An 8,135-nucleotide genomic window follows, 5' to 3' on the forward strand; every position below is an offset into this window, starting at 1 on the left:
GCCCGGGCCGGGCGCCACCACCACCGCGCCCGTCACCGTGGCGGCCACCTCCGCCCCCAGCGACTCCAGCAGCGCGTCCGGCACCACCACGGCGACCTTGCCGCCCTCCCCCACCTCCGCCTTGACCAGCTCCGCCAGCGCCGGCAGCGGCGCCGACCACGGCTCCACGCCGAGCTCGCGCACGGACGTGGGCGCCTGCAGGGCGGGGTCGATGGTGGCCAGCACCCGGGCGGCCACCGCCATCAGCTCCACCGGCGTGCGGTAGTTGACGGTGAGCCTCTCCTGGCGCCACCGCCCGGCCACGTACGGGTCGAGGACCTCCTCCCACGACCGCGCCCCGGCCGCCGACCCGGTCTGCGCGATGTCCCCGACGATCGTCATCGACCGCGTCGGGCACCGCCGCATGACCGCCCGCCACGCCATGTGCGACAGCTCCTGCGCCTCGTCCACGATCACGTGCCCGTAGGCCCACGTGCGGTCGGCCGCGGCGCGCTCGGCGGTGGTGAGGTAGGGGCCCTCGCCACGCTGGCGCTCGGCCAGGCGCTCGGCCTCCATGACGTCGGACAGCCCGGTCAGCTCCAGGACCTCGCGCGCGTAGGCGAGCTCGGCCTCGCGCTCGCTCTCCTCGGCCTGCCTGGCGGCGGCCAGCTCCTCCTCGGCCTGCATCGCGCTGGCCCGCAGCACCTGCTCGTCGATCTCGCCGAGCAGCTCGGCGGCCTCGTCCAGCAGCGGCACGTCCGACTCGGTCCACTCCCCGCCGTCGCGCCGCAGCAGGGCGCGTTCCTGCGGGCTCAGCTCGGAGGCGGCGTAGCCGAGGCGCTCCGGGGAGCCGTACAGGCCGAGCAGCAGCCGCTGCGGCGTCAGGTACGGCCACAGCCGGTTGAGCGCGGACTTGACCACCGGCTCGGTACGCAGCTCCTCACGCAGGTCGGCCAGCTCGTCGTCGTCGATGAGCCCCTTGCCGATCTTGCGGGCCTGCTGCCTGGCCAGGGCGTTCAGCAGCGACCGGACGAACACGGCGCGCGCCTGGTTGTGCGGCCGCCGGGAGCGGGTGGCCTTGTTGCGCGCGCCGTCGAGCATGGAACGGTCGATGGTGAGCGTGATGCGCCCGATGGTGAGCTCGACGGGCTTGCGCGGCACCCGCTGCCGGTCGCGTACGGCCTTGGCGATCACCTCGGCCATGCGCGCGTCGCCCTTGAGCGCGGCCACCTCGGGCCGCTCCCTGGCGGTGGCGGTCACGCCCGGGTACAGCTCCCCGACCGTGGACAGCAGCACGTCGGTCTCACCGAGCGAGGGCAGCACCTGCTCGATGTAGCGCAGGAAGGTGAGGTTGGGCCCGAGGATGAGCACGCCGCGCCGCTCGAGCCGTTCGCGGTGGGTGTAGAGCAGGTACGCGGCGCGGTGCAGCGCGACGACCGTCTTGCCGGTGCCGGGACCGCCCTGGACGACCAGCACGCCGTTCAGGTCGCTGCGGATGACGCGGTCCTGCTCGCCCTGGATGGTCGCCACGATGTCGCGCATGCGGCCGGTGCGCCGCTCGTCGAGCGCGGCCAGCAGGGCCGCCTCGCCGTTGAGCGTGGCGCGGTCGTCGTCGGTGAGCGAGTCGAGGTCGAGCAGGTCGTCGTCGACGCCGATCACGGCGCGGCCCTTGGTCTGCAGGTGGCGGCGCCTGGTCAGGCCCATCGGAGCGGCCGGGGTGGCACGGTAGAACGGCTGCGCGACCGGCGCGCGCCAGTCGATGAGCAGGCGCAGCTGCTCGTCGTCGGTCATGCCGAGCTTGCCGATGTACAGCCGGCCCTCGTCGACATGATCGAGGCGACCGAAAACCAGGCCGCGCTCGACCGCCCAGAGCCGGGCGAGCCTGGAGGCGTACATCTCGGCGAACGTGTCGCGCTCCGACCTGTTCTGCATCGTGCCGACGGCGCCCGTGGCCAGCACCTCCTTGAGCTGCCGCTGGGTACGCTCGCGCAGCTCGTCGAGGCGGTCGTAGAGTCGGGTGACGTATGCCTGCTCCCTGGCGAGCTCTGTTTGACGAGTTGCCGCCTGACCGTTATTGTGGTTAATGAGACACTCCGGGCCATTCTGCTTGTTGTTACGACAAACGACGACATTAGCACGCCTGTTGAGGCACTCCCACCTGCTTTCTCCCCCTGATCTCTTTCCTTGTTACGGCTTGGTTTCACCTGCATCCGGCTCTTGACCCACGGGGCCGGACTCCCTATGTTCCGAGTTAGGAAAGTTTCCTAACTCGCAAGGAGCCCATCCGTGAGCGGTCCGGTACCGGGGACCCCCAGTCTGCTACGTGCCATCAATGATCGCGCCGCCCTGCAGGCACTCCTCGAACGCGGTCCGCTGACCCGCCCCGAGATCGGCACCCTCACCGGGCTGTCCAAGCCGACGGCGTCCCAGCTCCTCGCCCGGCTGCAGGAGGCCGGGCTGGTGGTGCTCGACGGCATCAGGGAGGGCCTGCCGGGGCGTACGGCGGAGGTCTACCGGATCAACCCCGCGGCGGCGTACGTGGCCGCGCTGGACGTCACGCCCGACCGGATCGAGGCCAAGGTGGCCGACATCACCGGCACGATCGTCGGCGAGCACACGCTCCCGACCCCGCGCCGGCCCCCCGGCGAGCTGGTGGACCGCCTGAACGCGGCCCTGGAGGGCGCGAGCCCGCCGGACAAGCTGCGCCGGGTCGTGATCGGCGTGCAGGCCGCGATCGACCCCTCCACCGGCAGGCTGGGGTACGCGGCCGCCAAGGACGTGCCCGGCTGGCAGCTCCCCGACCTGGTGCCGACCCTCAGCGCGGGCCTGGGCGTGCCGGTGGACGTGGAGAACAACGTCAACCTGGTCGCGGTGGCCGAGCAGGCGCACGGGGCGGCCCAGGACCATCAGGACTTCGTGCTGCTGTGGGCCGACGAGGGCATCGGCTCGGCCATCGTGCTGGGCGGCCGGATACACCGGGGCGCCACGGGCGGCGCGGGCGAGGTGGGCTACATGCCGACCCCGGGCGCGCCGACGGCCCGCGAGGCGGGGCGCTACGCCAACCACGGCTACCAGGCGCTCACCGGCGGCCCGGCGGTGCTGAAGCTGCTGCGCTCGTACGGCGTGCGCGGCGGCGACTTCCCGCACGCGGTCGCCAACGCCGTGCGGGCGGCCGAGGGGAAGGGCCAGAAGGCCGACGACGCCAGGGCGGGGCTGCGCGACATCGCCGCCCGGCTGGCCGTGGGCCTGGCCGCGATCACGTCCGTCGTGGACCCCGGACTGATCGTGCTGACCGGCGGCGTCGTGCTGTCGGGCGGCGAGACCCTGCGCGAGCTGGTCGAACACGAGCTGCACGCGCTCACCATCCCGCAGCCCCGGGTCCGGCTGTCGAGCGTCGAGGGCAACCCCGTCCTCGCCGGCGCCCTCGATCTGGCTCTTGCCACCGTACGCGAAGAGGTTTTCAGCTCAACCGTTCCGACATGATCCACCACGGCAGGAGGCACCCCCCGTGCGCTTCGTCCCTCTGTCGGTCGCCGCGGCTCTCGCGCTGACCGCCTGCACTCTGAGCGGGTGCACCGCGAACAAACAGGCAGGGCCGTCGCTCGGCGCCCAGCCCAAACCTTCGGGCTCGGCCTCGCAGGCGCTCCCGGCGGCCACGCTGGAGCTGTGGCACGGGTTCAACACGGACGCCGAGGTCAAGGCGTTCGAGGAGGCCATCGCGGGCTTCAATAAGAAATTCCCGCAGATCACCGTCAAGGCCGTCAAGAACGTGCAGGACGACCAGATCACCCAGGCCATCCGGGGCGGCAACGCGCCCGACGTGGCGGCCTCGTTCACGACCGACAGCGTGGCCCAATGGTGTAAGTCGGGAGCGTTCCAGGATCTCACCCCGGTGATCAAGCAGGACGGGATCGACCTGTCGGTGCTGCCCGAGGTGGCACGCTCGTACTCGGGCTTCGAGGGCAGGCAGTGCACGCTGCCGCTGCTGGCGGACGCGTACGGGCTCTACTACAACAAGGCGCTGATGAAGGGCAATCAGCCGCCCAAGACGTTGAGCGAGCTGACCGCGCTGGCCAAGAAGCTCACCGTGCGCGACGCCGACGGCACGATCAAGGTGGCCGGGTTCATCCCGAGCGTCCAGTACTACGAGAACAGCCCCACCCACCTGGCTCCCATGGTCGGCGCCAAGTGGTACAACGACGACGGCACCTCGGCCATCGGCTCCGACCTGGCCTGGAAGCGGCTGCTGACCTGGCAGAAGGAGCTCGTCGACTGGTACGGCTACGCCAACCTGGAGAAGTTCCGCAAGAGCCTGGGCGACGAGTGGAGCGCCAAGCACCCCTTCTACCAGGGCAAGGTGGCCATGGTCCTGGACGGCGAGTGGCGTAACGCCATGATCGCCAACGAGGCGAAGGACCTCGACTACGGCACCGCTCCCCTGCCCGTCGCCGACGACCGGCCCGACCTGTACGGCAGCGGCTTCACCGCGGGCACCGTGATCGGCGTGCCGAAGGGGGCCAAGCATCCGCAGCAGGCGTGGGAGCTGGTCAAGCACCTCACCACGGACACCTCCTCGCTGGTGACGCTGTCGAACGCGCTGCGCAACGTGCCGACGACGAAGGCGTCGATGGAGTCCCCCGAGCTGGCCAAGGACGCCAATTTCACGACGTTCCTGAACATCTTCGCCCACCCGAAGACCTCGACCATCCCCGCCAGCGTGAACAGCGTCTTCAACCAGGAGGTCATGGGCACGTTCGTGACCAAGTGGGAGAAGGGCGGCGTACCCGATCTGGACGCCGGGCTGAAAGGCGTGGACAAGCAGATCGACGACAAGCTGAAGCTGTCCGGGGGCTGAGGTGGCCGCGCTCGCTGACGTGTGGCGGCGCCGCGAGGGCCTGCGGGCCCTCGTGTGGCTGTCGCCGTGGATCGCCGGGGTGTCGATCTTCTTCGTCTACCCGCTGCTGTCCACGGTGTACTTCTCCTTCCACCGCTACGACATGTACACCCTCGAGTTCGCCGGCCTGGACAACTACCGCTACCTGTTCGAGGACCCCAGGGTGCTGACCTCAGCGAAGAACACGCTGTGGCTGGTGCTCATCATGGTGCCGGCGACCGTGCTGTGCTCGCTGGCGCTGGCGCAGCTCGTGGTGCGGCTCAAGGCCGGCGTCGGGCTGTTCCGCACGATCTTCTACCTGCCGTCGCTGGTGCCGCTCGCGGCCGGCACGATCACGTTCGTCTTCCTGATGAACCCGGCGACCGGGCCGTGGAACCAGTTCCTGGCCCTGTTCGGGGTCCGGGGGCCCGACTGGTTCGGCGATCCGGCCTGGTCGAAGCCGAGCCTGACGCTGCTGTCGCTGTGGAGCTGCGGCCAGCTGGTCGTGATCTTCATGGCGGCGCTGCTGGACGTGCCCAGGCACCTGTATGAGGCCGCGGCCATCGACGGGGCGGGAGCGTGGCGGCAGTTCCGCAGCGTGACGCTGCCCGCGATCGCGCCCGTGCTGATGTTCTCCCTGGTCACGAACGTCATCTACGCCCTGCAGTACTTCACCCAGGCGATGATCGCCTCCCGGGTGGCCTCGGGCGAGACCGACTCGCCGGGCAGCTCGTTCTCGCCCGGCTATCCGGACGAGTCGCTGCTGACGCTGCCGCAGTGGCTGTTCCAGGTCGGCTTCCGCGACTACTCCATGGGGTACGCGTGCGTGCTCGCGCTGCTCCTGTTCGCCACCTCGATGATCTTCACGCTGATCCTGCTGCGGCAGTTCCGCAAGGCCGAGGAGGCGTCATGAGTGCCACGATCGTCGACCCGGGCACCGCGCCGCCCCGTCCGGTGGCCGCGCACGCCCGGCGGGACGGCGTCCGGGCCCGCAGGCGGCGGGTGCTGGTGTGGATCGCCACGCACGCGCTGGCCGTCGCGCTGGCGCTGATGTTCCTGGCGCCGGTGGTGTTCATCGCGCTGACCGCGCTGATGACCGACCAGCAGGCGCTGACCAGCGACCTGTGGCCGCACAGCTGGAACTGGGACAACTTCGCCGTGGTGTTCGAGAAGTCGATGCTGCTGCGGTGGGCGGCCAACACGCTCATGTACGCGGTGCTCGGGACGCTGTTCACGGTGGTGTCGTCGGTGCCGGTGGCGTACGCGCTGGCCAAGTTCCGCTTTCGCGGGCGGCGGCTGGCGTTCCTGCTGGTGATCACGGCGATGATGCTGCCGCCGCAGGTCATCGCGGTGCCGATCTACCTGGTGTGGGCGCGGCTGGGGCTGACGGACAGCCTGTGGCCGCTGATCCTGCCGATGCTGCTCGGGGACGCGTTCTCGATCTTCCTGCTGCGGCAGTTCCTGGTCACGATCCCGCGCGACTACACCGACGCGGCCAAGGTGGACGGCTGCTCCGACTTCACGACCCTCGTCAGGGTGGTCCTGCCGATGGCCCGCCCGGCCATCGCGGCGGTCGCCCTGTTCCAGTTCTTCTACTGCTGGAACGACTACTACGGGCCGCTGCTGTACGCCGGCGTCGAACAGGACCACCTGACGCTGTCGCTCGGCCTGGCCACGTTCAAGGCGTTCCACAGCGTGCAGTGGAACCTCACCATGGCCGCCACGCTGCTGGTGACCGCACCGGTGATCATCGTGTTCTTCTTCGCCCAGCGAGTGTTCATCGAGGGCGTGACTTTGACGGGAGTGAAGGGTTGAAACTGGCCGTGGTCGGGGGCGGCTCGACGTACACGCCTGAGCTGGTGGACGGCTTCGCGCGGTTGCGCGACGAGCTGCCGGTGACGGAGATCGCCCTGATAGACCCCGACGCCGCGCGCCTGGAGCTGGTGGCGGGCGTGTCGCGGCGGATGCTGGCGCACGCGGGGCATCCGGCCCGCGTGCTGGCCACCTCCTCGGTGGAGGAGGGGGTCGCGGGGGCGCAGGTGGTGCTGTTCCAGCTCAGGGTGGGCGGGCAGGCGGCTCGGGAGGTGGACGAGACGCTGCCGCTGCGCTGCGGGTGCGTGGGGCAGGAGACGACGGGCGCGGGCGGGCTGGCCAAGGCGCTGCGCACGGTGCCGGTCGTGCTGGAGATCGCTTCGGTGGTACGCGCGCTGGCGCCGCAGGCGTGGATCGTGGACTTCACGAACCCCGTCGGCATCGTCACCCGGGCCCTCCTGGACGCCGGGCACCGGGCGATCGGGCTGTGCAACGTGGCGATCGGCTTCCAGCGCGGCTTCGCCGGGTGGCTGGGGGTGGAGCCCTCGCGGGTCTCGCTCGGCCACGTCGGGCTGAACCACCTGACCTGGGAGCGGTCCGTCCACGTGGACGGCGAGGACGTCCTGCCGGCCATCCTGCGCTCGCACGGGCAGGAGATCGCCGACAGCCTCGGGCTGCGGCCGGAGCTGCTGGAGCGGCTGCGCTCGGTCCCCTCCTACTACCTGCGCTACTTCTACGCGCACGACGCCGTGGTGCGCGAGCAGCGCGCCAAGCCGTCGCGGGCGGCCGAGGTGGCGGCGCTGGAGCGGCGGCTGCTGGAGATGTACGCCGACCCGGCCGTGGTGACCAAGCCGGAGCTGCTGTCGGAGCGCGGCGGGGCGTTCTACTCGGAGGCGGCGGTGGCGCTGATCGCGTCGCTGCTCGGGGACCGGGGTGACGTCCAGGTGGTGAACGTCCGGAACGGCGGCACGCTGCCGTTCCTCGACGACGCGGCGGTGATCGAGGTGCCCGCGGCAGTCGGGGCCCGGGGCGCGGTGCCGCTGCCGGTGCCGCCGGTCGAGCCGCTGTACGCCGGGCTGATCGCGCACGTGTCCGCGTACGAGCGCCTGGCCCTGGACGCGGCGCTGCACGGCGGCGCGGACCGGGTGCGGGACGCCCTGCTCGCCCATCCGCTGGTCGGGCAGGACGAGATCGCCGAGGAGCTGACGGGCCTGCTCCTCGAGGCGAACAGCGCGCATCTGCCGTGGGCGGTGGGCTAGTGGGGCGCCCGCGGCTCGTGCTGGCGGTGGACGGCGGCAACAGCAAGACCGACGTGGCGGTGATCTCGGAGCACGGCGAGGTGCTCGCCACCGGCCGCTCGGGGCCGTTCGCGCCGCAGCGCGACGGGGTGGCGGCGGCAGTGGGCGTGGTGCGCGACGCGCTCGCCGTCCTGGATCCTGAGGCGGTGCCCGAGGGCGGGTTCGACCACGTG

At 71.1% G+C, this 8,135-nt stretch carries 6 protein-coding genes and 1 pseudogene; 6 read left to right on the forward strand and 1 reads right to left on the reverse strand.

The window, feature by feature from the left end; genetic code table 11:
- Positions 1-1,938 (reverse strand): HelD family protein (locus ACWDX9_RS55745; protein ID WP_449970863.1); only part of this gene is annotated, 1,938 nt, incomplete at its 3' end.
- Between the two features lie 327 nt (positions 1,939-2,265).
- Between ACWDX9_RS55745 and ACWDX9_RS55750 the strand changes: the two genes are divergently transcribed.
- From ACWDX9_RS55750 to ACWDX9_RS55775, 6 genes and pseudogenes are all read left to right on the forward strand, one after another.
- The gene (locus ACWDX9_RS55750; protein WP_449970865.1) at positions 2,266-3,462 is read left to right on the forward strand and encodes an ROK family transcriptional regulator; all 1,197 of its coding nucleotides are present in this window, start codon (positions 2,266-2,268) and stop codon (positions 3,460-3,462) included.
- Between the two features lie 25 nt (positions 3,463-3,487).
- Positions 3,488-4,834, forward strand: a complete 1,347-nt coding sequence (locus tag ACWDX9_RS55755; RefSeq protein ID WP_449970867.1) for an ABC transporter substrate-binding protein — start codon at positions 3,488-3,490, stop codon at positions 4,832-4,834.
- 1 nt (position 4,835) lies between these two features.
- Positions 4,836-5,765 carry a carbohydrate ABC transporter permease gene (locus ACWDX9_RS55760; RefSeq protein WP_350734607.1) on the forward strand — a complete coding sequence of 310 codons (930 nt, stop codon included), beginning with the start codon at positions 4,836-4,838 and terminating at the stop codon, positions 5,763-5,765.
- A complete protein-coding gene (locus tag ACWDX9_RS55765) occupies positions 5,762-6,667 on the forward strand; it encodes a carbohydrate ABC transporter permease (RefSeq protein WP_449970871.1) in 906 nt (301 codons plus the stop codon). Before ACWDX9_RS55760 ends, ACWDX9_RS55765 begins: the two co-directional genes overlap by 4 nt.
- Positions 6,664-7,923 (forward strand): 6-phospho-beta-glucosidase, encoded by a 1,260-nt coding sequence (locus ACWDX9_RS55770; protein ID WP_449970873.1) that lies wholly within the window; start codon positions 6,664-6,666, stop codon positions 7,921-7,923. The genes ACWDX9_RS55765 and ACWDX9_RS55770 overlap by 4 nt, the downstream gene beginning before the upstream one ends.
- Positions 7,923-8,135, forward strand: a pseudogene (locus ACWDX9_RS55775) (ATPase); the annotation flags it as partial. The gene ACWDX9_RS55770 and the pseudogene ACWDX9_RS55775, both read left to right, overlap by 1 nt.

This window comes from Nonomuraea sp. NPDC003201, assembly GCF_053590415.1.